Genomic DNA, 23701 nt, shown 5'->3' on the forward strand with positions numbered 1-23701 from the left:
CGCTGAAACAACCGATGCCCCCTATGAGGTCGCTGAAACCATTCTAAGTCATACGGTCGGCGGTAAAGTAGAGCGTGCCTATCGTCGCACTGATTATCTAGAACAGCGCCGTGTCTATATGGATAAATGGGCGGCTTATGTCACTGGTCAATCTTAAGATATGGGGTGAATAACCCCATTATCTGTGGATAATTTTAGCTCTCTTTTCTCTCATTCTTTCTCAATAAGAGTCATAAATTATCACATCAGAAATTATATGATAAAATATTGTTTTCTATAAATAAAATACCTTCAAAAATGAACAAAAATGTGGTTAATAAATAGTTATGATTTGTTTTCATTTTTTTACTTTTGAAAGGAAATTATTATGACAGAAAATGATATTCTTTTGACAGACCGTGAAAGTGCAAAACTGCTTCATATGAGTGTTTCAACATTCCGCCGTCATGTAACTAATGGCTCTCTCCCAAAACCTTTAAAATTTGGTTTTTTATCGCGTTGGTTACAATCAGATCTTATCAATGTAATCGAGCAAGCGAAACAGCAACGTCAAAGCGACGCGGCATAAAAAGAAAACCTTGTCACGTAAGGACGGACAAGGCTTTCTCAAGCTCATCACCCTAGAGAGTGCACAATCCGTCCTATGAGGCAACGTTATAGGATTTAAAATGATGTGTTCTTTTAAGAATGCGCAGGGCATTACACGTGCTGTGCGAGGGTTTGGCGTGGGCGTTATGGACCCGTTGCCCTGCTCATGATGATAGGCTACCTAGCTTATCCCTTGCCAATGGACATGATGGGCGTCTCTTACTCTACTATTATGCCGGTTGTTCTTTTAGAGAGATCATACAAACGCTCATTAGAATTGGCTTGCTTGGAAAACAAGCCTTTTTTGATAAAGCTTATGACCAGACGCTCTCTTTCTCAAAACAGTTTTGTGCTGATCTCAAACGAGCAAAACAGAAAGCAGAGAGAGCAAAAGCAATTTGGCAACAAAGCAAACCAATCGAAAATACTTTAGCAGAAACCTATTTACGTATGCGGGGTATTACATGTGATTTGCCTGCTGATTTACGCTTTTATGACAAATGTTCGCACCCCTCTGGGGTTACACTGCCCGCGTTGGTTGCTCTTGTTCAGGGGGCTTGGCTCCTTTGCTATTTATAGAACCTTTTTACAAGCCAATGGCTGTACAACAGATCAAAGATCAGCAAAAGCCATGTTGGGATCTGTAACGGGTGGTGGGGTGCATTTAAGTCAAGCCAATCCAAAACATCTGGTCATTTGTGAAGGCATTGAAACGGGTCTGGCTCTGCTGTCTGGGTTGTTATCAGAGCCCGTTAATTTATGGGCGTCCCTTTCAACCCATGGAATGATGCGTGTGAATTTACCCCCTTATAAAAGGGCGTCTCACCATTGCAATGGACGGCGATGATGCGGGTCGTAAAGCAGGTTTTAACCTCGCTGCGCGTACCTATAGCCAAGGCTTTGAGGTTTTTATCATGCAAGCTCCAAAAGGAACCGATTTTAATAACGTATTACTTTCTCAAAAGAAGGAACTATGAAAGAGAGTCATTTACAAAACAACAATGAAAATACTCCCGTCAATGATAACGATAATGCTTGTTTACGGTTGGAAAAGATTTATTGTTGTTAGAAGGGAACGATCCGCTGGGACGCAGTTTGCAGGATTCTGGCCTGCTGCACACGAAACGCTGCGTGCCCAAGAGAGATTAATGCAAGCGTCAAAACAAAAAGCGATAGAAATCTGGGCGCATTAGGCTGGCATGGAAGTCCCATGTCGCATGGGGCAGCTTTATGCTGCATCTGGCAGAGGCAAAGAGACTTTTTCTTTTAGTTATGACCAAACTTGGTTGAAGAGCGGGCATAGCCAGCTGTTTGATCCAGATTTGCAGCTTTATTCGGGGCTGCAATATACTCGGGAGGATCATGACAATTTTGGCCTTTAGGTACTGGTAATTTTTTAATTAAAAGCAGTTGCTTTTAATTAATTTAGGTGGTACTGCGAAAGTAAGCAGATATCCTCGTCTATATAGTTTCATTGGGATTATGTTTTATCAAGGGTAATTCTGTGCTGGAAAATTTATAGCATGTTTAAATATAAGGGGGAGGCATGAGTCATAGTTTTGTCGATATCGTAAATAATCCTGCATATAATGAAAAATCGTTGGCGCTGGTAGTCGCAGGGACTGCTGAGATAGCGCGGAATGTCATAGATTCACTAATTAATGGTGGTTATTTCGTAGTTTTTACATGGTTCAGTAATGAAACCGCCGTTAGTGATATGAAGCATCGGTACCAAAGTGCTGTCTTGCCAGTTCGCTTGGATTTGACATCTGAGCAAGACGTCGTGCAGTTTTGTGCTGCCTTAGAAAATGTTAGAATTGAGATAGCTATCTACTGTGCTGGTTATAACCCAGCATGTTTGTGCGATGAGCTGGAACCCGAAAATATTAACGCCATCACTCGTCTTAACTATCTGTCAGCCGTGCTGATTTTCAATATGGTAGTCAAAACGATGAAGCAGTATAAAGAAAATGAGACCAAGCTGGTGTTTATCAGTTCGGTGGCCGCAAAAAAAATCAGAGTGGGTAACTCTTTATATGGCTCGACGAAGGCAGCCATGGAAAGATATCTCTCCGGCATTGCACTGGAAATGGGCCGATTCAATATCAGAACGCTGTGCGTAAGCCCTGGTTATATCAAGACAAAGATGCTTCAGGACTATTGTGCGAAAGAAGGAAGAAGTATTGCTAGCATAGAAAAAACCATCCCAATGAGGAAAATGTTGGCTGCCGAAGATGTTGCGAATGCTGTCAATGCGTTTATTAACGGTAAAATTATTACTACAGGCGTTTCATTAACGATAGGGAATGGTGAGGGGATTATCTAATGTATATTACAACAATTAGCCAGATTTTTAAAGATGTCATGTATCTTGATGAGTCAGAAGAGCTTGATCCACACAAGTCGCTATTCTCTGATTACGGAATGACTTCGATTGATTATATTGATTTTGCCTTCGAGTTAAAAAAGCACTTCAAGGTTGATGTTAGTCCTGAAAGCCTTTGGCCGGTAAATAAATGGGCCACTACAGAAGCATTTTACTCATTTGACACCAAAGAGTGGACTAGCGAAGGTGTTGCTAAAATCAATGACCTGCTGGGGTTAAAAGAATATGAATCGATTGATAAGAAAATCCAGTTTAAAGAACTCTACTCCTATTTCACGCTGAACTATATCAACCAGCGTATATCAGTTTTAAAGCGCAACTAGCATGACGGAAAGGGTCTATATAAAAAACTATGGTGTGTATCAGCAATTCGCGCCTAATAGTGCAGCGCTGAGCCAGCTGCTCAGCGCTGGGGGTGAGATTAATCCTTGTGATATGGACTATTACCATGTTTTGACACCGTCTATGATAGACAAGAAGCTGATCAGCAGAGAAGACCGCTCAGTGCTGAATGATATGTCAAAAATGGTAATCAATGCGCTGATAGATTTTCAAAGTAAAGATTGCCTGGCGGAGCATGCAAAAGCTTTTCTATATACTGCATGCGATAGCGAAGACCGCAGCTTTGATTTGCTTTTTGAAATTTGCCGTAAATATAAAGACGATGGTTCAGTCTGGAAGCATATCCAGCAGTATAAGGAGATAAATAATCCTCTGAATACGTTGCGATTGTTGCCAACAAATGTGTTGTATCACATCTCAAAATTGTTACTTGATCATGAGGAAGGGACGCCGTTACGTGCCGCATCATTAAGTGGCCTAGTTGCATTGAAATTGGCTTATGCTGACATCGCTAATATAATTGCAAAAGAGCGAGCGATGGTTGTTAGTGCAGCAAATATGCTGAGCTTCGATAGTCTGACTGTCTTTAAAAAATTCGGTGAAATTCGACAAAGTGATAAAGATATTTCTGGTATTATCCCCAGTTGGGGGGCGGCAGTGATGTCTTTAGACAATAACAGCTGCGATGCGCTAGCTGAATTAATCTCTGTAACTATTCATTATTGCCCTAAAGTCAGTTTTGAAGAACGGGACTGGGAAAGCCTGTTGAGTAAACAACGAACACAACAGGGGGAACCTGATGTTATTGTTAGTTATAACAACGGTATTCGTATGCAACAAATAGCTGAATATTCAGCGCTAGAGAAATTTTTTCCAGAGATACCGGTTGTTAACTATAAATCTAAAACTGGGTACACTGGAAAACTCAATAACATACTGGATATTTTATGCTGTCTTAATGATCCTACGATTCCATCGGGGGCCCGGGTTATGCTGACTGGTGCGGCTATCAATTATGGTATCGGAAATATTTGGATAATTAAACACTAAGGGGAGCTTTACAATGAATACCCATTTTGATGCAGATACATTATGTATTAGTGCATATGGGGCCGTTACGCCATTAGGCAGCCACTTGGATGAAATTCACGCCTGCTTTATGCGTGAGAAAAGTGGTATACGGAAGATTGAAAAATTTGATCACCAGTATTTTCAAACTCATGAAGCTGGGATTCCTATAGAAGGTAATGAGTTGCTACGCTGGCCTAAAAAAAAATCCTTCAGAAACGGCGAGCTTTTTTATGCGGGCTTAGCAGCAAAGAGACTGCATGAACGACTGAATTTGCAGGAATATTATCCAGCAGAAGATATTGGCTGTATTGTAGGGATTGATGAATCGGCAATCGATATTGAAAAGTCTATCGGTTTTGCGGATAAGGTTCCCGTCGACGCGGATAAGCAATGCTTGGTCGATGTCGCGCTAGAACATTTTAAAATTGATGAGTTTTTTGATCTCGATACAACCGCGGTTCTAAAAACGATACATGAAATTATCCCGTTTGCGGGCCTCAGCTTTGCCCTTCTAGGCCTTTGTTCTGCATCAACGCAAAGTATCGGCCTCGCGATGCGAGCCATCCGCAATGGTGAAGTTAAAGCGGCGATTTGCGGCGGTGTTTCTGCGAAAGTCACCCCGCTGAATCTTGCGCGATTAGAAGAAATGGGAGTGATATCGACTGATCAAAACTACTGTGGACCACGGCGTTCGCGGCCTTTTGACCGGCATCGCAGCGGATTTGTTTTAGCGGAGGGCGCAGGTCTGTTCGTTATTGAAAAATTATCTAACGTACTGGCGCGGCAGCGTGAGCCGTTGGCCTATTTATTGGGTTACGGCGGTGCACTTTGCGCACAGCATATTGTAGCGCCGCATAAAGATGATCTCGAAATGCAACTGTCGATGGAACGAGCCATCGAACATGCGGGTATTGACCGTACCGCTATTGATTTTGTGAATACACATGGGACATCGACACTACAAAATGATCAGCACGAAGCCAGTGCAATCAGAACGGTTTTTGGCGCGCACAACCCGGCGATTGTGGCGACAAAATCTTGGCACGGGCATCTGATTGCTGCTGCCGGTGCGATGGAAATTTTGTGTGTACTGGTTTCTTTTCGGAACAATGTTTTGCCTAAAATTTTGAATTGTGATGAAATCGATCCTCAATTGCCTGCTGGCATTGCGCTTGTGAGGGAGCACCAGTACCGACCGCTTAAATACGCATTGAAAAACTCATTTGGTATGGGTGGTGGCGCAAGCAGCTTGGTTTTAGGGAATCCACAATATCTGTAAGGGACACCACATGCTAACAATATATTCCTTATTAGAAAGAAACTGGCAAGTGATTTATCATCACAGTCATTATTCGGCAGAGGATGTCAGCATGATGACAAAAGGGTGTGCAGATACCGTAGTTAGATATTGTCGTGATCGCCCGCAAGAGGAGCAAAATAAGCTGTTTGTTTTTGTGATTAGAAATAATTTCGAAGGTCTGATCAGCTATTTTGTTGCGTCTATGCTAAAATTGAAAGCTTGGATCGTCAGTATTCATGATTTAGACATTGTTGATATGCTAGTTGATGCCGATTGCATTGCCGCTGTTGTAATGAGCCATGAAGTCAGGGATATTAGTATCATCAGTCACCGGATTAATATCGCGTTTGATCACTGTCTTTCAACTGTGAACGAAAATCTGGCTGATTTTACAGCATATCCGTGCGCGCATTTCTATTTTTGTACCTCCGGAACAACCAGTAAACCCAAGTTGATTCAATATCATGAAAATATTCTGATTGAGAATGCCCTCGCGGTGAGCCAATCTCTTGGACTAAGTAATGAAGATTGCTCATTGTGTTATTTCCCGGTGCAGTATATGTATGGTCTCTCTACTATGCTATGTGCCTTCTTATCGGATAGCAAACTGGTATTTGAAAAATTTCAAATAAGTAATATTGGTGAACTCGTTTCGCACTATAGCATTACCAACTTGCCTTTAATCGGTGACTGGATGCTGGCAGTAAGCGACATTTTTACCAAAAGCCGAATCCATGTGCAAAATATCTTGAATGCATCCGACCGTTTGCTCACCGTACAAGCATCGGGTATCCTCTCATCATGTACGACGTTATGGAATAACTTCGGTCAGACCGAATCCGGACCACGCTTGTTTCATAATAAGATCTGCTCGCTACGCGATATTGAAAGAACCAGTAAATATGGCGTTGTAGCGCCGGGTAAGGCTTTGGTGAGTGATATAAAAATTGATTTGCGCCCCATTGATCGGGCGGATACTTCTGATTCAGTGCGCCGTATGTTTTATAAAACGCCTTTCGCGTGTGATGGTTATGTTGATAGTTCCTTGCAATTAAAGCCGCGTGATGAATGGTTTGATTCCGGCGACCTGTTTGTTAAAGATGAATCCGAATGCTATTACTGGATAGCCAGAGCCGTTAATGAATTTAAACACAATGGTAAGTTTATCCCAGTTCAACTGATTTCAAATGACATTATTAAGTATGCCGGATGTTTAAGGCATTACTTTTCAAAAGCACAGAACGGCGATCTTTATCTCAACCTTGATATGTCGGCAAATAGTGAGCAGGTTAAAGTCGTTACTAAACTATTGACTGATAAATGGTATCAGTATGCATTTAAAGTAAATATCAGAAAAATTGCCACGACAAATACAGGGAAAATAAAATGTACCGTGTAGATAAAGCTCATGGTATGAGCAGAGTGTATGTTAATCGCCGTGCAAACAATTATCTGTGCATTGTGAGCCATTCTTTTTATACCTATTTTTTAGCTATTGATAGGCTTCATCGTTATTTGCCTGTATCGACGAGACGTACATCGAGAATGATATTGCAACGTGAAATGGCGAAGGTACTTTTTATCGATATATTTAAACGGATTTTGCCAGATGTAAAGATGTCACACAGTTCTGTGAGCCATGGACGGAGTAAAAGTATTATGTTGGTTAATAACGATCCGCGGATTCGGTCTGTCGGGGTTGATATCGAATTTATTCAGAAAAAAAAACTACCGAGACCATTTATGCTAGATTACTGTGAAAAATGCGCGGACTTTCCAGCAGGGCAGGTGCTGGATAATTGGCTATGCACCACAATATTTAGCTGCATGGAGAGCTTGTATAAGGCATTATGCGCCATCTCGGCGTGCACTTTTGATATAAATGATTATTTTTTAGTTGAACATGACAGGACGCGATGTGTTTTTCGGTACGTTGGGAATATATTTGCGTTTAAAGGGATGACGTTTATTTGTAACTGCTATTATCTTTGTCAATCTGTGATAACCGTTGTTTTGCTGGATGCATGTTTGCAATCAATTATTTTAGATGACCTCTTATATGAGGACGTAACCGTTTCTATACCCAGTTAGTTTTTAACGAGTTTATGGCAATGCCATAACTAGCTTCATTTAGAGGAATATGTGATGAATGATTTACTGGTAAATATCACCCCTGAGCACTATAAAAAGTATGCTACTGAAAGTACATCATCGTGGAATGCGTATTTGATGGAAAGAATTCTGGAAGAAGCATCTGGTGTTATTTCTGCGAAGAAAAAAATTCTCGATATTGGCATGGGAACTGGCCACATGCTTTTCAAGCTTTACCGCTCCCAAAAACTCACAGACTATTCCTTTTACGGGGTTGATATTGATCCCCGTATGGTTCAGTTTTGTGTTAAAAAATGTACCGAATTAAAATACCAGCATGCATTCAACATTATTGAAGCCAGTGTCAGCAATTTACCGTTTCCCGATAACTCCTTTTCAATGATTTATGCCCGTTCCGTAATTCATCACTGGACTGAACCTAAAAAAGGATTACAGGAGTTGTGCCGTGTTTTAGATCGCGGCGGTCGTATTATCATCCACGAACCCCTAGCTGATTCAGAAGAAATAGCACTGGGTGTTTTTAACCAATCACGTCGTGAATGCGGTGTGGCAGCTATGTCCACAGAAGAAAAATTTACATTAGCCGGTATCACTGATCTTTTATATGGCTGCGATCTTAGTGAGATGAGCTGGACAGTGGCATGTGGAGAAGGTCTAGCAGCTCTGGGTTGTGCAATTTTCATTAAAAAGGTCTGAGTTATCATGGATTATTTCTGTGCTGAAATGTATGCAAAAATGCAACCACGTATAACGGCAATAACTGGCTGCCATGCACTCGATTACATTGCTTTCCGCGATTCGGTTAGGATAAGTACACGCGTTTATTCGACCACTGGTGATAGTGGTTCTTTGACTCAAGTGGTCTCTGCGGGTGAACACTTACCGATGCTGATTAGTGCTACAAGCGGCATCACCGGGGCGATGAAAATGGCCAACGTTCGTTTAAAATTCTGTAAGGAAGGGATCAGCTCATCAGAGCGCAATTTAATTCGTAACCTGCGCGCGCGGCAGGTTTTTTCCCCAGGGGATGTTGTTGGCAACCTGTTTACGATTAATCTGTTTTCATCTTTACACTACTTGGCGTGTGAAATTTTAAAAAATTGCCGTGCACATGTTGTGCCGGTTGGCGATATTGCTCTGCTGCTGAAGAGTCATTTCGAGTTTCTGGCTGAAATACGGCTTTCGGTACTGTTTGGTGTGCCCAGCACCATCGTTCAGTTCGTTGAAGCTATGATCAGCCTTGGGGTTCCACTGGCAATTAAAAAAGTGGTCTTTACCGGTGAATCGATGCTGAGCGTGCATGAAAACTATCTGCGCGAGATGCTGGGCGCCGATCTGCGGATAATTGGTTTATATGGTTTGTCGGAGTGCGGTTTCATTGGTATGTCCGCCGAAGGGCGGCTTAATCGGTACCTGCTCTTCAGCGATGATTTCTTCTTTGAATATGAAGATAAGAGAGGGCTGCTAGTGACATCACTGGATCCCGATGCCTCGCGCAAGCTTATCAGATATTCCGTGGGCGATATGGGCACATTATCCGTTGAAAATGGTGACCTCTATTTTGAAGGTATTAAACGCAATGCTATTGATTTTAATTTCATGGGAAATTTGATTAGCCATGAAAAAATATTCAAAATTATTAATCGACGGTTGCCCGATGTAATTGTTCAAATTGTATTGTCCTTATCCGCGGATAGACAAGAGATTATGGATATTAAAATCTGCTGCGAAGTATTTCACGACCTTGATTTGTCCGAACTAACTGAGGAAATCTATCATTTGCCGGATATTTATGAAGCCTATATGAAAAAGCGCGGACGTATTAATGTCACCATCGTCGAATATAGCGATTTGCTTTTCTCATCCAGAGGGAAATACCTGCTAGTTTATGACGCAAGGGAGTCCTGTAATGCAACTTGATAATTTGTGTAATGAAATTGTATCAGGGAATTCGCATACGATAAATGACAACATCAGGTTTTATAGCGTGTCACCGGAGCAGCAGGAGTAAATCATGTCAGATGATGTTATTGATAATTATGATTTAGATAATAACGCATTGTTTATTCGTGGATGTAATTTGATTGATATTGCCGATGAAAACCGTTATTTGCAGAACGCATGGTTTGCACTGATTGGCAACCTTCTTAATGAAGAACAGATGGATCTGCTGATTCAGAATACTAACGCCGAACTGCAAAAGACGGATCCTACAGCCAAACTGCAGGCGATGCATCAACTGATCAATGTATTGCCATCTTTGGGTTTAAAGCAGCGATTTATGATGTTATTATCGCAAGTTGAGGTTTCGGCGGCTCAGGGTAAGGTCATGGCTCCCGTAAGCGACGGTGATTGTCTTAAAATTATCTTGCTGATGCCGTGGATTATTGCATTGGCGTGCTCTTCCCAACAGTTTTCCGATTTGCCGGAGATCGGAAATTGCAATACCTTTGAGCGTGCTTTTTGGTTAGCATTAACTAGCAAGGAAGCTTCTTCCGACTGGGATATTGATGTGCTTTGCCGGTGCATGTCTCTACTGCTGGGCGGGTTTGGTACTGTGATACCCACAACCACCACGGTAAGATTTATTGCCAGTACCAAGAGCGACGTCATTTCTGCACTAATCGGTGGGTTTTGTGCCACTGTCCCCACGCATATGGGAGCCTGCAAATATGCTATCATGCGACTTTCTGCTGTCCTCCATGAGATTGAAGCCGGGAATTTTGAGGCGGCGGTAACGCATTATTGCAAAGATAAACTCTGGCTAGGGTTTGGTCATCCGATTATGCAATGGGATGTCCGGGTTGATTTCTTTTTTTCACGCTTTCAGGTGCCTATGTGCCCCTTCAGTTCGCTTGTGCGATCTATTTCGGACAATACAGGACTGCAACCCAATGTCGATTTTCTAATTGCAAGCATCATGAGTAAATATCGGGCTTCTCATGAGCTGGGATTGTTGGCTTTTTTCGTTTGTCGTATGCCGATACTTCTCGCGCACTATCAAGCGCGGTTTAGCGCTCATTCCTTCGGTTTATCATCAAAGGATTTAAGAGAAAAATATAAAAAGGTCTCCCAATTATGGCTATAAAGCATCGCACCGAGCCAAATTTCTTGGGTATATGTCAGAGTATCACCTTAACCGCACCGATGCGTGCTTGCGGGCAAATCGATATTTCTCACTGGAAGTTAGCCCATAACTATTTGAAACAGGGCTTGTTACTCGAAACCTCGCATCAGTTTTCAGTTCGATTCGCCACTATGGTGGCTAAAAACTCGGATCTCACTTATCGCTATCTCCCTGTTATGGTTGAACAGTTTTTCTCTACCGCCCATTTTGATAGCGATCGGTTACACGTTGAAGGACATATTGAACGCATTAATGAGGCCTACCGTATTCACTGTAAGGCTAGCACATACGACAATGGAAAGGCCGTTATTGCGCAGGCAATCATCATGGTCAGTAAGGTCCGCTTCCCTAGCTCGTGTTCTCAGAAAGCCGCTCTTCCATTACTAGGCGATTTATGTAAGATTTCCTCCGTAACCAGAGATTCTTGTACTTTTTCCTTTAATGCGCATCACCCGCTTTTTGAGGAACATTTCCCCTCCCGCGCCGTATGTCCTGGTTCACTATTGATTGAGATGGTTCTGGCTTTAGCCACGCAGGGTAGGACAAAAAATATCGCATCTGTTGCGCTGAAAAAAGTAAAGTTCATTGAAGCAGTTTATCCGGGAAATACCTATCAGTTGACCATTAAACAGGATACAGAGTATGAACCGGGTGGCGTTTTTTATATTCATACGGAAACTAAAAAACGAAGCACTTGCGGTAAGTTTTCTATCAAATATAAAAAGGAGGATGCACCATGTTTAACATAATAATCTCTTTTATTCCGTGGAGTATTTACTCCTGGGTTATCAACGGAAACGTTTTAACTCAGGTCGAACGCTCTCTCATCTTAACTGTGATTTTATTGTCCATTATTGCTGTGAATATTAAAATTGTCCGACAGGGAGAACCCGTGATGATTACTAACATTCTAACAGTTATTGTCCTGTTTGTTAATCATTTCGCTGGATGGTCTACACTTTTACTGAACTATCCCACAGTTTTTTGCTATCTGTCACTTGCTCTGGTTTCATTGATTAGCTTGCTGGTAAAGAAACCCTTTACCATTTTTTATGCCACAGCTAGTATTTCTGAAGAAAAACGCAAACATATCCTATTTTATCGCATCAATAAATATATTACATGGATTTGGGTAATCATCTTTTTTGCCAATGGTCTTCTAGTGGCTTTTTTTACATGGACCCCCCAGATTTGGTTAATCACTATGGGTTTAATTTGTACTGGTATTCTTTTTTCTAAATATCTTCCTAACATCATGCAATATTTTTATCGCATCAAACATCATGGAGCATAATATGTCATTGTTTAACATTCTGACCGGAACCCCTAAATGGGCCTGGATTTTACTTATTTTTCTCATCGCGAGGGGAATAATCGCATTGAAAGATAGGGAAACGAAGGTTTACCGCCTTTTTCTCTTGCCGTTAGTCTTTCTTTTTTTGGGCGCAAGCGATGTGATTAACCAGCTGGCGTTCCCACGCTGGGGAGCAATCGCAATGTTGGCAGGGCTGATGATCGGCTTTGGCGTTGGCTGGTTGCTCTGGCATGCCACTCCGCGTTTAAAAATCAAAGAGGGAACGGATTTAATTATTCTGCCTGGTACGCCGTTGACGCTGACATTTATTCTTATCGCTTTTGTCATCAAATTCACATTGATTGCTTTTCTCAAGATTGAACCTGATTTGAAATATGCATTTGATTTTAACCTTCTTTTTGGTCTTTTAAGTGGGTTCACTGGTGGTGTGTTGTGGGGCGGCACATTAAATTTATATATAGCATTTCGAAAGAATCCAAATTAATCCCTATACCATTAGCTGTGGGTGCTTCCCATTAGAACTATCTCAATAGAAGCTTATTCCTAATAACAACGCTGCATACAAATGCAGCGTTGCCTCGTAGTTTCAGATTTTTTTATCCCAGCGCGTGAAGAGGTGAGGAAAGTGATATATCTGACTATGCCCCCTTGAGGGAAGAGCGAGCCTAAAGGTTTAGAATGCTATGAGTTTGAGCTAGCTGGACTTTGAGCAGATGGTTTATCGCTCATGGGAAATCATTTTGTTTTACGATTCAAAAAGAGGATAGTGATGGTTTCATTGGCGTAGGTGGGCAAGAAAACTGTTAGCTTGGCAATGCGTCAACAATTTGTAGAACTATGTTGTGGAACCCCTACGCAAAGCCGTTGCTATGATGGCATGATGCTTTTGTCAAGCATTATGATATGGGGTAGGAACCGATGTTTAAGGATGCAACTGCAGTCACTGTACGATCCAGTAGCATTACGTTTGAGTATTTAGGAGCGGTAGACTCTGTACAGGCTATGCGTACAATATGTGAAGCACGCTTGTGGGAATCAGTGTGTCATTATTGTGTTGTGCATGCAACCCTCTAGCGAGTACTTCATTGGTAAGGCTGTTTTTTGAAGCTGGTTGTAATTATCTGTGTGTTTTTAAAGAGAACGTTAGCACCGATGTATCGCGTGCAGTACCGTTTTCCTTTATAAAACTATTCTCATTTCTTTTGTTTCTTTAAGAAATCTGCACTTCTCAGCCTTTTTTGCATATGATCGATAACGTAGCTCAAGTTCCTTGAGACAGTGATTTTTTTCTCTTTTTGCTAAAAATGCCCAAACCATCTTATTTAGTCGAGACTTCGTTTAAGAAGGGATCTTCTAAATTTATTATTTTTTTCAATAGGATATAAATTTCTCGTTTTGGGTGCGCGGTAGACTTATAGCAGTAACAAGCTTAGGCGTATAGTTAGCAGATACCGTCATTATTGAGGAGTTTATTTAAATTGTGTTTGATCGATTGAGGTATACAGAAAAACGTGATCAATAAGCTTAGGTTTATTGGTTCTAAGCGTAGAGGGGGTGAGCTAACCAATGCAAAAGAATAAATTGTTTTTTTGCGCTGAGCGTTGGTTATTTTTCGACATAATTGCATTTTGGTCTAACTTTGTGAACACACACTATTTCTGGACTAATCGAGGAAATAGAACATTCATGTGTTGAGAGGATTAGACAATGAGTTGTAAACAATTAGAGTAAGAAATAGACACTGTAAAGTATACGTCAATGTAGGAGTCCAAAGCTTATGGCACACTTATTTAAGTGACGATTATTTAGGCTAAACGCATCATGTGCTTGTGGTGCCAAAAGGCTATCAATATGAGGGAAAGATTTACAAAAGCTTGAAAGCTATTGCCAAGCATATTACCGACATCAATTGGAATGGCTATTTATTTTTTGTCCTTTTAAGGCGTGGATGAGAGGATGACAGGGGACAAGAAAGGTGCTTAAACAAGCGATAAAATCAATACGCGGCGCTATATATAGACGTAAATTCACCGAAGAAGGCTTAGAGCAAGAGTTTAGCTCACTGGACGACAAAAAGAAGCAGGCGAAAGCTTTGTTAAAGCTTATTGTCATGAAGGTTGGCAATTAATACCGACGTTGCTGATAATGTAAAAATCATGCCGCAATATATTTAAGGAGCGAGTGCAAGAGATTAATACATTCCTATGGCAGATTATAAAAGCATGGTTTGCACATGAGCCTAATTATATGATTGATAAGGCAACACAAATCATTCAGAGACAAAATGGTAAGAGCTATATTTTATTATGAATCTGGCGCACAGTATAAGACCTATAAAGGTAAAGCGTTTTATGGCATGGGGAGGATTTTCAACATGCTGTCGGGCGTTTGAGGGTGTTCTTACTCTCCGTAAAAGGTATTTTAACAAATCTTGCTTGCACGGACAAGGGAGAACTAGAAGTGGATGCCGATATAATCCCTTGTGAAATTGGTTTTTATTGCGTCGAAATAAATGATGAAGAAATTTATGTTTTAATTGACAGTGATAGTACTTGTATGTGCTTGACCAAGCCACATGTGACGCAATTTTTAAATTACCCATGGTGGCATGTCGTCAAATTGACGATACAGCTCTTCGATTTGTCAGAAATATGACAATGCTAAAATATAGACATCTTTTGGATGTGTTTGTGACAATTGATAAGCTTACTGATAATGTTTGTAAGTGCCATAATAGCGCACAAGAAAAAATATAAAATCGCCGCATGTGGTAATGCGAATTGATCTAGCTGACTTGCGTAAGTAAAAAGAAATAAAACAAGCACAAGAAACTTTAAAAAATAAAGAGAACAGCTTATACGACACTTTTCATGAAAGTAAATTTGCAGAGGATACAGAAATAAATAGGATAAAAGGAATTGCGACATACAAAAAAAATATTCATAGACATATTTTATACTAAGCGTAACGGAGAAGCGCAAAGATGAGTATAATAGCAGGTGAAGATAAAATAGAGGGCATGAGTCAAAGTCCAGTTAATCCAGACATAGAAAAGTTAAAAGCAGCCTTTCCGCAATGTTTTGCTGAGGGAAAGCTCAATATAGATCAGCTTCTTAATCTATGCGGCGAATATATTGATAATGATTTTGAGAAGTTCAAATTTGAATGGAAGGGCAAAGGAGCAAGTTTAAAGCTTGCTCAAAAGCCTTCATTTGCGACATTGCGCCCGAAGCGCGAGGAGAGCGTAAACTTTGATAATACACATAATCTTTATATTAAGGGCGATAATCTTGAAGTGTTAAAACTTATCCAGCGGGCTTATTTTGGCCAAGTGAAGATGATCTATATAGACCCGCCCTATAATACGGGTAATGATTTTATCTATGGTGATGATTTTAAAGACCCATTGGCGCGATATAAGGAAGTGACGAGCCAAACGACAAAATCGAACCCTGAGACAATGGGGCGGTTTCACACGGCTTGGCTCAATATGATTTATCCGCGCTTGCGTTTGGCACAGACCTTATTGCGTGACGATGGGGTGATATTTATCTCCATAGATGATCACGAGGTGCATAATTTGCGCAAAGTGTGCGACGAGGTTTTTGGCGAAGAGAATTTTGTTGCTCAATTGGTGTGGAATTTGTCTAGTGGAACGCAAGCAGGGCATTTCACGCGGTCGCATGAATATATTCTTGTTTACGCAAGATATAAGACAGCCTTAAATTATTTTAAAGATTTAGACGGTGGAGTTATCAGTGATAGGGCAGTAAAAAAAATCTCGGCTGCAAATCCAGCGAGTGAAGTATTGTTTCCTAAAGGAAGCATTCAATTTGAAGGAACAGATGCAGAGTTTCCTGATGAGTTGGGGGGCTCAGAGAAGCAATATGTTGTTGCAGGTAAATTGCGCTTTGAGAATGGCTTATTAGCGGAAGATGTAACGATTAAAGCAGGGTGGGCTATGAAGAACCAGCTTATGTCATGGCTGGGCGGAAAAGAAACTTTTGATAGTAAGGGACAAAGAGTCACTCGATTTTATTTTAATGCGCAAGGTCGTGTTTGCTATGAAAAAGAAAGAGATACGGTTCATCCGAAAACAGTGCTGCCTCTGGAGATTGGGAGTACCAAAAAAGGCTCTTCGGAATTGATTCAATTGCTGGGTGCAAAATTATTGGAGTATCCAAAGCCTACTGCGCTGCTTGAGTATTTAATAAAGCACATTTGCACCAGCGACAACGACATCATTCTCGATTTTTTCGCTGGCTCTAGTACAACAGCGCATGCAGTGATGGCTTTGAATGCCGAAGATGGTGGTAATCGCAAATTCATCATGGTGCAATTGCCTGAATTATGTGATGAAAAGAGCGAAGCCTATAAAGCTGGTTATAAAACTATCTGCGATATAGGTAGCGAACGTATTCGTCGCGCTGGTACACAAATCAAGCAAAAGCATGAAGCAGAACTCACAAGCGAGCAGCCTCTAGACACCGGATTTCGCGTTCTAGAGCTCGATAGTTCCAACTTTTCCATATGGGACGATAGCCCGATTGATCCGAATGCACTTGATGTTAAAGAACAATTGCAAACGCGCTTGGATCATATTTTGCAGGGGGTGAATCCCGAGCGCTCTCATCAAGATATTATCTTCGAAATCATACTTAAATATGGTTGGCCACTGGATTTAAAAATTTACCCTTTACCAATCAATGGCAAAAAATTCTATTATATAGGCGAGAGCGAAGGCGATGTCTTGGTAATTATAGCCATAGACCCGCCCTTTGAACCCGAAGATGCGGAAGAGATGATAAAGTATTTGCCCGTAAAAATCGTAGCGCTTGATGCGGCCTTTAAAAGTGATGAGGCGCTTATTAATTGCGACTTTATCTTTAAAGACAATGAAGTAAGTTTTGATAAAATTTAAACTATAGAGAGACGATTGGGGTGGCGATATGAAACTTAAATTTAAACAACAAGAATTTCAAAATGATGCGGTTAAAAGCGTTATTGATTTATTTAAAGGCCAACCACGACGGAATTCTTCTATTTTCTTGCATTCAGAACAAGGACAATTAGCGTTAAATGAATTTGGTTGTGGTAATCAATTATTAATTAGTGATGAAAGCATATTAGCAAATTTACAAGAGGTGCAACAGAACAATAAACTCTTGGCGAGTAAGACGCTAGAGCAAAAGCAGTTTTCTATTGAGATGGAAACGGGAACAGGCAAAACTTATGTTTATAGCAAGACGATTTTTGAGTTAAATCAACGCTATGGCTTTACCAAATTTATTATTGTCGTACCAAGTGTTGCTATTCGCGAAGGGGTATATAAATCACTTCAGGTAACAAGGGAGCATTTTCAAGCAGAGTTTGATAATCTGCCCTATCGTTATTTTATTTATAATTCAAAAGATCTTTCGCAAATTCGCCAATTTGCAAGCTCTACCAATATTGAAATTATGATTATCAATATTGATGCATTTAAAAAAGCAGAAAATATTATCAACCTTCCGCAAGATAGACTGAATGGCGAAAGTGCTATGCGTTATATCCAAGATACAAATCCGATTGTGATCATAGATGAACCGCAATCGGTGGATAATACAGCAAAAGCGAAGGAGGCTATTGCGAGCCTTAACCCGCTTTGTGTTTTCCGCTATAGTGCCACGCATAAAGATGAGATTAATCTTTTATATCGTTTAACACCTGTTGATGCTTATCAAAAAGGACTGGTAAAGCAAATTTGTGTTTCTTCTAATCAGATAGAGCAAGATTTTAACCGTCCCTATATTGCCTTGAAATCCGTATCACACAAACATGGCTTTAAGGCGCGCTTAGAGTTGGATATTGCGGGAAAGAATGGCACTGTGAGCCGCAAAACAGTTACAGTGAGACAAGGCGATGATCTGTATCGCGTTACGGGCGGGCGTGAGCTTTATAGGGGTTATATTGTTTCGGGTATCAATTGCATGGCGGGGGATGAAGCCGTTGAGTTTTCTGATACTGAAATTGTCAAGTTTGGCCACGCGCTTGGTGATGTGAATATAGTAGAGCTTAAACGCGCGCAAATTTATCGCACTATAGAAACACATTTAGATAAAGAATTGCGGCTTGCGCCTTTAGGGATTAAAGTTTTATCACTTTTTTTTATTGATGAGGTGGCTAAATATCGTAGCAATGATGAAGAGCCAGCACTTTATAAGCGTATGTTTGAAGAATGTTATGAAGAGCTGTTGGCGAAAAAGAAATATGCCTCCTTGCGAACTGAGTTTGCGCAAAATGTTCGAAACGTACACGGCGGTTATTTCTCGCAAGACAAGAAAGGCGTGTATAAGGATACAAAGGGCGACAGCCAAGCTGATGATGACACTTATAACACGATTATGCGCGATAAGGAGTGGTTATTATCTTTTGCATGCCCCTTGCGTTTTATCTTTTCGCATTCGGCATTAAGAGAAGGCTGGGATAATCCGAATGTGTTTCAAGTGTGTATGTTGATTGAGCAAAAATCGAATTTTACCGCGCGGCAAAAGATTGGTCGCGGTTTGCGTTTGTGTGTAAACCAACAAGGTGAGCGGGTGGAAGATAAAGATATAAATGTGCTGCATGTCATGGTGAATGAAAGCTTTGCTGAGTTTGTGAGTACATTGCAAAAAGAATTAGAGGCGGATATTGGTTATAAATTTGGTACATTGCAGATGGAGGAGTTGGTTGGCCGTATTTATGAAGATGTAAAATATGCAGCCGCTAAAGTGGAAATGCCACAAGCACAAAAAATTATTAAAACGCTTGTTGCAAAAGATTTGATTGACGAGGCGGGTATGGTTAAAGCAAATCAAGATTTAGTGGCGAGCGAATTTGAAGCTATAGGGGCGGAGGAAATGCCACGCGAATTGCGTCAAGAAATTATGAAAAAAATTGATTCAGGCGCACTTATTAATGTTGAGACGCTGCAAGATCTGATTTATATGACAGCTGTGACGGAAACAAAAATTCTGTCTTCGCAAGAGGCTGCTGATATATTGGTTGAGTTGCGTGAAAAAGCCTTGCTTACATCAGCAGGAAAAATCACAGATACATTAAAAGCGCAATGGGCGACTGGGGCGTTGGATTTAAGTGAACGTTTTAGTAAAGGGCAAAAGCAGGCTGTGCTGCAGGCGCTAGAAGCGAGCCAAGCCATGCCGATTATTCGTAATGCTGCGCGCGAGGTGCGGGTTAAGCTTAAAAAGCAAACAGTGGCTTCGCCCGAGTTTTTGTCCTTGTGGGAGAAGATCAATAAAAAAACCACTTATCGTGCAAAGCTTAATCGTACAGAGTTTGTTGCCAAAGCAGTGGATGCAGTGAAAAAAATGGTGCCAGTTGCGCCCGCGCATTTGGTTTATCAGACAGCAGAGATAAAACTGGATAGTGCTGGTGTGACCTATGAAGAGCAGTTATTAAAGCAGAGTACGCTTGATTATAGTTTGTGTACACTGCCGAACATTGTACATTATCTGACCTTAAAGTTGAAATTAACCGCAAAGACAATTATTGGTATTTTGACAAAGAGTGGTCGTGAGCATGAGTTTGTGAAAAATCCACAAGCTTTTTTAGAGCGCATAGAAGAAATACTCAATAAAACCCATGTTAATCTTACAATTGATGGCATTAAATATTTAAAGCTGGTCGGGAAAGAATATAGTGTGCAAGAGCTTTTTACCAGTGAAGAACTTGTGGCAAATTTAGAGCGTACAGCTGTTGTGAGTGAGAAGAGTGTGTATGATCATGTGGTTTATGAAAGCAGTGTGGAGAAAGAGTTTGCACAAAGTCTTGAAAATGATCCTGAAGTCAGATTGTTTTTTAAACTGCCAAGAAGTTTTAAAATAGCCACTCCCATTGGTTCTTATACGCCTGATTGGGCGGTCTTTTTAGAGCGGGATGGCGAACAAAAGCTTTACTTTGTGCTGGAAACAAAAGGGGCAAACAGCGAGTTTGATTTGCGTCTTAAAGAAATGCTGAAAATTAAATGCGGCAAAGCGCATTTTGCTGCACTGCAAACGAGCGTTGCATTTAACGACCAGCCGGTGACAAATTGGCGTGAATATAAGCGTACTTTGCCCGAAGCGGCGCATGAGTTTCCAAGTGCTGCGGTGGTTGTTGCAGAATGATTGGTGCATGAAATACTTAACGTGAGCGCGGGGAGGACAGCCAAACTTTTTATATCAAGATAATAAATCGACAAAAGGTAGCTACAAAGTAGCTATAATCCACACTTCTAATATAGGAGGTAAAGTTATGAAAACTAAAAATATGTATAAACAACTGAAAAAATCAAATTAAGCGGGGTGATGTTACTGCGCTCAAAGCCCGAGCAAGTGGGCAGAAAATGGCTGCTCGAAGCTCCCTTCTGAATTGAGGTTTTAGAATATATAAAGCTGGCAGCTTTATAGCTTTTGGATATATTAATGACGATAAATTATGAAGTTAAAAAATTGCTCTATGGCTGTGCGGCAATGAGCGGGGTTCGGCTGATTACAGGTTCCTTCCATGCTTTTTTTTCTTGTCTATGGGCGTTAGCATAACACAGTTAGCTTTATTGCAAATTGTATTTAGCGTAGCTATTTGTATTTTTGAAGTGCCTTGTGGGATTTTAGGAGATAAAATCGGCGTTAAACAAAATGTTATCCTATCATGTTTCTTTTTTTCGCTTTTCTTCTTTTTATGTATCTACGCGCCTAATCTTTCTGTCTTAATTCCGGCAGAAATTATTTATGCTTTAGGCTTTGCTTTATGTTCTGGCGCTGATAGCACATGGATTAAAGGCTTAATCGACGGCGGTGGTTACAAGGGTAGTTTGATCTACCACCAAGTAAACGCCTATAAGCGGGAACTAACGGCATTCATGAATACGGTTGCTGGTGCGCTAGGTGTTCTTATTGTTTTGTGTATGGATAATTATCAGTCGGCATATTATTTTTGTTCTTTCGGGTTTCTCGTGCTTGTATTCTTGTTTAGTCGGGTGACGGGGATAGGTATTGCATCCGTTTCGGATAGTCAGCCAATAAAATCGGGTTCTTTGTTGCATGCAACAGAAGCTTTTGCTTATTTAGTTACCTCAAAAATCGGGTTATATTATATATTGATATGTGGTTTTATTGTTGCCGCATTGCAGCCAATATTTCATTTTTGGCAACCTTTTATTTTGGGACAAACAGGAGTATTAGACAATGCAACAGGAAAGACTAAAATTCTTATTCTTGGCCTGTGCTTTGTGTCTTATACTCTCGTAAAATACTTATTTAATCGCTTTGTAATTAAATATCTTATGCAAAAATACGCTCCTATGGCGATAACTTTGTGCTCACTCGTCCTGAGTGCTGTTGTTATGCTTGCTCTGCTTCTCATTGCAAACAGTTGGGCCCCCATTATTTTATTCACTGTATTTCACAGTTTTTTTTCTGTCCCTGTGACGCAGTTTGAAGCAGAATTTTTTAAACATATTCAACAAAAGAATGCAAATACGATTTTATCCATTGTTAGTTTTCTTGCACGTATTTTTGGTATTTTAGCGCTTGTGCTGATTGGTTTGTTGGCAAACAATGTTTGTATAGAGGCTGCTTTTTGTTTCACCTTGCTTTGTATATGTTTAATTATCCCGCTTAATTTGGCCTGGCTTTGTACTGATAAAAAGTTAATAAAAGACGAGGAGGTTTGAAAGTGAAGATACAGTTGAACAGGGACTTGCCTGTGACTTACATAAAGACACAGGAAAAAATAGTGTGTGGGTCATCTTATATGGATTTAGTCGAAATTAATAGCTGTCCATCGTTTTTAGTAGAGATGCTTATCGATTTGAATGCGCCAAATGATTGTGCTGCTATTAGCCAGAAATATCGCGAACGAGCATATCAAGAAGCTTGTGATATTGATGTTTTGTTAAATAGTGGGCGCGTATTAGATTTTGCAAAAAAACGCAAGCTTTTTTAGAGTGCGCGGAGGAAATCCTCGATAAAGCGTATGTCAATCTTACTATTGCTGGTATTAAATATTTAAAACTAGCTGGCCAAGACTATAGTGTGCAAGAATGTTTTGCAAGTAGCTAACTTTTGGTGAATTTAGAGCGTACAGCTCTGGTGAGTGAGAAGAGTGTATATGATCATGTGGTTTATAAGAGTAATATTGAGAAAGAATTTGCGCAAAATTAATGATAATGCCTCCGAAGTAAAATTATTTTTTAAATTGCCAAGGAGCTTTAAAATCGTGACGCTCATAGGCTCTTACACGCCGGATTTGGGGGTGTTTTAGAGTGAGATGGCGCGCAAAAGCTTTATTTTGTACTGGAAACAAAAGGAACGAATAGCGAGTTTGATTTGCGTCTTAAAGAAATGCTGAAGATTAAATGTGGCAAGGCGCATTTTACCGCCCTTGATACTGGTGTGGTGTTTAACGAGGCACCGGTGATGAGTGGGCGCGATTCTAAGCGGGGGATGGTGGTAGAGAGAGTGGGGGGCTGTGGTAGGAGTGGGCGGCACGAATGACGCTGTCTTTAGTTGCGTACCGCCAAGCTAATTTTGTGCTTTGCGAAATTCGCCAAGGCTTTTGGATGTACCGCGTTTACCGCGTAATAAAATCTTACGAATATCATGCAGAAGGCGCGCAGAAATGGGTGATTGCGTGTCTAGCTTCCCAATGCCGTAATTAAGTACAGCCACATAATGAGATAGCTCTTCAATATCATCAGTTGCACTGATACTTTTCTTTATTTTCAAACAATAATAGGTCAGATGCTAACGATTATGTCCTTTCTATCTGAGAAAAGAGTAGCACCGCTTGCGTATATGCACGAGTAAAAGTCAATCAACATTGGTCTGAGGTAAAAACTGCCAATTATTTCTAATACACCTAAGGATTTCATAGCTTGCTCTAACGGTTTATATAAAGCCGCCCTTTTAAAAGGTGGATTGGGTGGTAAATTTATTGGGATATAGGCTTTATGAATCTCTTGAACTAAGCTTTCTACTATGCAGGTCCTAAGGCGTGATTGCATATATAGTCGCATCTGTTGCTGCGTTGTGTAGACAGAGATCTTAAATTAGGAAAGGAGGGCTGCTCTTTTAATTCCAAAGGAAGAATACGGCGCGTAAGTGCAGTAAAATGTATTTTGAGGAGTAGTAAAGGGGTGAGGCATTTGATGTCCAGCGGGTGACGGATTAACTGGAGTATAAGTGGGCATTGCTAGGGCGGAGTTTTTAGTTAAGAATTGCGCTCTGTACGCTATAAGCTCTCTGCATCCTTCATATAGGCGTTGAGATCATCGCCCAATGCAACGTAAAAGGGGCTATTTTGCCTTTAACGCTTGTTTAGCTGCTTCCATTATTGCCTCTGGCTCTATCAGTCATTACGGTTATAATTTCCTCGTCCAAAGAACAGGTCAATCGATTGCGTAATAGGGTATGTGTGCCTTTTTTGACCGTGTCTTTT

The 23701-nt window shown here is 40.7% G+C and carries 23 protein-coding genes and 2 pseudogenes; 24 read left to right on the forward strand and 1 reads right to left on the reverse strand.

What is annotated here, in order from left to right; genetic code table 11:
* Window positions 1-367: 367 nt before the first annotated feature.
* From U736_RS0102255 to U736_RS13020, 23 genes and pseudogenes are all read left to right on the forward strand, one after another.
* Window positions 368-568: a helix-turn-helix transcriptional regulator gene (locus U736_RS0102255; RefSeq protein WP_011180791.1), complete on the forward strand. Its 201-nt coding sequence runs from the start codon at window positions 368-370 to the stop codon at window positions 566-568.
* A gap of 100 nt (window positions 569-668) precedes the next feature.
* Window positions 669-1565: pseudogene (locus U736_RS13135) on the forward strand (DUF7146 domain-containing protein).
* Window positions 1566-1607: 42 nt separating this feature from the next.
* A complete protein-coding gene (locus tag U736_RS0102270; RefSeq protein ID WP_162147210.1) occupies window positions 1608-1781 on the forward strand; it encodes a hypothetical protein in 174 nt (57 codons plus the stop codon).
* 6 nt (window positions 1782-1787) lie between these two features.
* A complete protein-coding gene (locus tag U736_RS12140) occupies window positions 1788-1970 on the forward strand; it encodes a hypothetical protein (RefSeq protein WP_026500243.1) in 183 nt (60 codons plus the stop codon).
* A gap of 164 nt (window positions 1971-2134) precedes the next feature.
* Complete coding sequence (locus tag U736_RS0102280) at window positions 2135-2914, forward strand: SDR family oxidoreductase (protein WP_026500244.1); 780 nt, start codon at window positions 2135-2137, stop codon at window positions 2912-2914.
* Complete coding sequence (locus U736_RS11510) at window positions 2914-3297, forward strand: acyl carrier protein (protein WP_051406045.1); 384 nt, start codon at window positions 2914-2916, stop codon at window positions 3295-3297. The genes U736_RS0102280 and U736_RS11510 overlap by 1 nt, the downstream gene beginning before the upstream one ends.
* A 1-nt stretch (window position 3298) precedes the next feature.
* Window positions 3299-4366, forward strand: a complete 1068-nt coding sequence (locus tag U736_RS0102290) for a hypothetical protein (RefSeq protein ID WP_026500245.1) — start codon at window positions 3299-3301, stop codon at window positions 4364-4366.
* A gap of 13 nt (window positions 4367-4379) precedes the next feature.
* Window positions 4380-5666 carry a beta-ketoacyl-[acyl-carrier-protein] synthase family protein gene (locus U736_RS0102295; protein WP_026500246.1) on the forward strand — a complete coding sequence of 429 codons (1287 nt, stop codon included), beginning with the start codon at window positions 4380-4382 and terminating at the stop codon, window positions 5664-5666.
* A gap of 10 nt (window positions 5667-5676) precedes the next feature.
* On the forward strand, window positions 5677-7086 hold the full coding sequence (locus U736_RS0102300) for an AMP-binding protein (RefSeq protein ID WP_034451572.1): 1410 nt from the start codon (window positions 5677-5679) through the stop codon (window positions 7084-7086).
* An 830-nt stretch (window positions 7087-7916) separates the two neighbouring features.
* Window positions 7917-8495: a class I SAM-dependent methyltransferase gene (locus U736_RS0102310; protein ID WP_162147211.1), complete on the forward strand. Its 579-nt coding sequence runs from the start codon at window positions 7917-7919 to the stop codon at window positions 8493-8495.
* A gap of 6 nt (window positions 8496-8501) precedes the next feature.
* On the forward strand, window positions 8502-9719 hold the full coding sequence (locus U736_RS10800) for a phenylacetate--CoA ligase family protein (RefSeq protein ID WP_051406046.1): 1218 nt from the start codon (window positions 8502-8504) through the stop codon (window positions 9717-9719).
* 94 nt (window positions 9720-9813) lie between these two features.
* Window positions 9814-10887 carry a citrate/2-methylcitrate synthase gene (locus U736_RS0102320; protein ID WP_026500250.1) on the forward strand — a complete coding sequence of 358 codons (1074 nt, stop codon included), beginning with the start codon at window positions 9814-9816 and terminating at the stop codon, window positions 10885-10887.
* Window positions 10878-11675: an ApeI family dehydratase gene (locus tag U736_RS12700; protein ID WP_034451575.1), complete on the forward strand. Its 798-nt coding sequence runs from the start codon at window positions 10878-10880 to the stop codon at window positions 11673-11675. The genes U736_RS0102320 and U736_RS12700 overlap by 10 nt, the downstream gene beginning before the upstream one ends.
* Window positions 11663-12220, forward strand: a complete 558-nt coding sequence (locus U736_RS0102330) for a hypothetical protein (protein ID WP_026500275.1) — start codon at window positions 11663-11665, stop codon at window positions 12218-12220. The genes U736_RS12700 and U736_RS0102330 overlap by 13 nt, the downstream gene beginning before the upstream one ends.
* A 1-nt stretch (window position 12221) precedes the next feature.
* Window positions 12222-12725, forward strand: coding sequence for a hypothetical protein (locus tag U736_RS0102335; protein ID WP_026500251.1), 504 nt, complete (start codon window positions 12222-12224; stop codon window positions 12723-12725).
* A gap of 434 nt (window positions 12726-13159) precedes the next feature.
* A complete protein-coding gene (locus U736_RS12145; protein ID WP_155914960.1) occupies window positions 13160-13315 on the forward strand; it encodes a hypothetical protein in 156 nt (51 codons plus the stop codon).
* Window positions 13316-14064: 749 nt separating this feature from the next.
* Entirely contained in the window at window positions 14065-14193 is a 129-nt protein-coding gene (locus tag U736_RS13140; RefSeq protein WP_081429731.1) for a DUF2924 domain-containing protein, read from the forward strand.
* 1031 nt (window positions 14194-15224) lie between these two features.
* Window positions 15225-17162 (forward strand): site-specific DNA-methyltransferase, encoded by a 1938-nt coding sequence (locus tag U736_RS10810; protein WP_012754773.1) that lies wholly within the window; start codon window positions 15225-15227, stop codon window positions 17160-17162.
* A gap of 28 nt (window positions 17163-17190) precedes the next feature.
* A complete protein-coding gene (locus U736_RS0102360; protein WP_026500253.1) occupies window positions 17191-20388 on the forward strand; it encodes a restriction endonuclease in 3198 nt (1065 codons plus the stop codon).
* Between the two features lie 398 nt (window positions 20389-20786).
* Entirely contained in the window at window positions 20787-21935 is a 1149-nt protein-coding gene (locus U736_RS10815; RefSeq protein WP_245256879.1) for an MFS transporter, read from the forward strand.
* A 2-nt stretch (window positions 21936-21937) separates the two neighbouring features.
* Window positions 21938-22207, forward strand: coding sequence for a hypothetical protein (locus U736_RS0102370; protein WP_147269650.1), 270 nt, complete (start codon window positions 21938-21940; stop codon window positions 22205-22207).
* Window positions 22208-22378: 171 nt separating this feature from the next.
* Window positions 22379-22525: a restriction endonuclease gene (locus U736_RS13015; protein ID WP_274532020.1), complete on the forward strand. Its 147-nt coding sequence runs from the start codon at window positions 22379-22381 to the stop codon at window positions 22523-22525.
* A gap of 23 nt (window positions 22526-22548) precedes the next feature.
* Window positions 22549-22758: pseudogene (locus U736_RS13020) on the forward strand (restriction endonuclease); the annotation flags it as partial.
* Between the two features lie 27 nt (window positions 22759-22785).
* On the opposite strand, the gene U736_RS0102380 reads toward U736_RS13020, so the two are convergent.
* Window positions 22786-22932, reverse strand: a complete 147-nt coding sequence (locus U736_RS0102380) for a hypothetical protein (protein WP_155914962.1) — start codon at window positions 22930-22932, stop codon at window positions 22786-22788.
* A 609-nt stretch (window positions 22933-23541) separates the two neighbouring features.
* Here U736_RS0102380 and U736_RS13025 point away from each other — a divergent pair.
* Window positions 23542-23667 carry a hypothetical protein gene (locus U736_RS13025; protein ID WP_274532013.1) on the forward strand — a complete coding sequence of 42 codons (126 nt, stop codon included), beginning with the start codon at window positions 23542-23544 and terminating at the stop codon, window positions 23665-23667.
* Window positions 23668-23701: the final 34 nt, after the last annotated feature.

The sequence above is a fragment of the Bartonella grahamii ATCC 700132 genome (assembly GCF_000518085.1).
Classification (GTDB): Bacteria; Pseudomonadota; Alphaproteobacteria; order Rhizobiales; family Rhizobiaceae; genus Bartonella; species Bartonella grahamii.

Excerpts from the sequence above, each read along its gene's own strand:
- U736_RS0102255 (WP_011180791.1), top strand. The coding sequence starts at position 368 with ATGACAGAAAATGATATTCTTTTGACAGACCGTGAAAGTGCAAAACTG.
- U736_RS0102270 (WP_162147210.1), top strand. The coding sequence starts at position 1,608 with ATGATAACGATAATGCTTGTTTACGGTTGGAAAAGATTTATTGTTGTT.
- U736_RS12140 (WP_026500243.1), top strand. The coding sequence starts at position 1,788 with ATGGAAGTCCCATGTCGCATGGGGCAGCTTTATGCTGCATCTGGCAGA.
- U736_RS0102280 (WP_026500244.1), top strand. The coding sequence starts at position 2,135 with ATGAGTCATAGTTTTGTCGATATCGTAAATAATCCTGCATATAATGAA.
- U736_RS11510 (WP_051406045.1), top strand. The coding sequence starts at position 2,914 with ATGTATATTACAACAATTAGCCAGATTTTTAAAGATGTCATGTATCTT.
- U736_RS0102290 (WP_026500245.1), top strand. The coding sequence starts at position 3,299 with ATGACGGAAAGGGTCTATATAAAAAACTATGGTGTGTATCAGCAATTC.
- U736_RS0102295 (WP_026500246.1), top strand. The coding sequence starts at position 4,380 with ATGAATACCCATTTTGATGCAGATACATTATGTATTAGTGCATATGGG.
- U736_RS0102300 (WP_034451572.1), top strand. The coding sequence starts at position 5,677 with ATGCTAACAATATATTCCTTATTAGAAAGAAACTGGCAAGTGATTTAT.
- U736_RS0102310 (WP_162147211.1), top strand. The coding sequence starts at position 7,917 with ATGGAAAGAATTCTGGAAGAAGCATCTGGTGTTATTTCTGCGAAGAAA.
- U736_RS10800 (WP_051406046.1), top strand. The coding sequence starts at position 8,502 with ATGGATTATTTCTGTGCTGAAATGTATGCAAAAATGCAACCACGTATA.
- U736_RS0102320 (WP_026500250.1), top strand. The coding sequence starts at position 9,814 with ATGTCAGATGATGTTATTGATAATTATGATTTAGATAATAACGCATTG.
- U736_RS12700 (WP_034451575.1), top strand. The coding sequence starts at position 10,878 with ATGGCTATAAAGCATCGCACCGAGCCAAATTTCTTGGGTATATGTCAG.
- U736_RS0102330 (WP_026500275.1), top strand. The coding sequence starts at position 11,663 with ATGTTTAACATAATAATCTCTTTTATTCCGTGGAGTATTTACTCCTGG.
- U736_RS0102335 (WP_026500251.1), top strand. The coding sequence starts at position 12,222 with ATGTCATTGTTTAACATTCTGACCGGAACCCCTAAATGGGCCTGGATT.
- U736_RS12145 (WP_155914960.1), top strand. The coding sequence starts at position 13,160 with ATGTTTAAGGATGCAACTGCAGTCACTGTACGATCCAGTAGCATTACG.
- U736_RS10810 (WP_012754773.1), top strand. The coding sequence starts at position 15,225 with ATGAGTATAATAGCAGGTGAAGATAAAATAGAGGGCATGAGTCAAAGT.
- U736_RS0102360 (WP_026500253.1), top strand. The coding sequence starts at position 17,191 with ATGAAACTTAAATTTAAACAACAAGAATTTCAAAATGATGCGGTTAAA.
- U736_RS10815 (WP_245256879.1), top strand. The coding sequence starts at position 20,787 with ATGGGCGTTAGCATAACACAGTTAGCTTTATTGCAAATTGTATTTAGC.
- U736_RS13015 (WP_274532020.1), top strand. The coding sequence starts at position 22,379 with ATGTGGTTTATAAGAGTAATATTGAGAAAGAATTTGCGCAAAATTAAT.
- U736_RS13025 (WP_274532013.1), top strand. The coding sequence starts at position 23,542 with ATGCAACGTAAAAGGGGCTATTTTGCCTTTAACGCTTGTTTAGCTGCT.